Here is a 244-nt window from a genome sequence, read left to right as displayed (position 1 = left end):
CCCCCCCCACCCCCCCCCACCACCCCTTCACCCACCCCCACCCCCACACCCTCCTCCGGACCGGCGTCCCACCCCTCCTCCTCATCCCCCTCTCCCCCCACCCCCCTACCCCCCCTTTCCCCCCTCTGCTCTCCACAACTCCACCCTCCTCCATCTCCTCCAACCCTACCACGTCAACCCCATCCACCACACCATCCTCCCTCCGCCAGTCGAGATAGCCCTTCCCCTCCATCAACACTATAAC

The 244-nt window shown here is 67.6% G+C and carries 1 protein-coding gene; it reads right to left on the bottom strand.

Features of this window, described 5'->3' with window-relative positions:
* A partial coding sequence (locus FS507_RS20120; protein WP_222121482.1) for a hypothetical protein occupies positions 1–244 on the bottom strand: 244 nt, incomplete at both ends.

The sequence above is a fragment of the Corynebacterium glyciniphilum AJ 3170 genome, assembly GCF_007673095.1.
Taxonomy (GTDB): domain Bacteria; phylum Actinomycetota; class Actinomycetes; order Mycobacteriales; family Mycobacteriaceae; genus Corynebacterium.
This window is presented reverse-complemented; position numbering and strand designations above follow the sequence as displayed.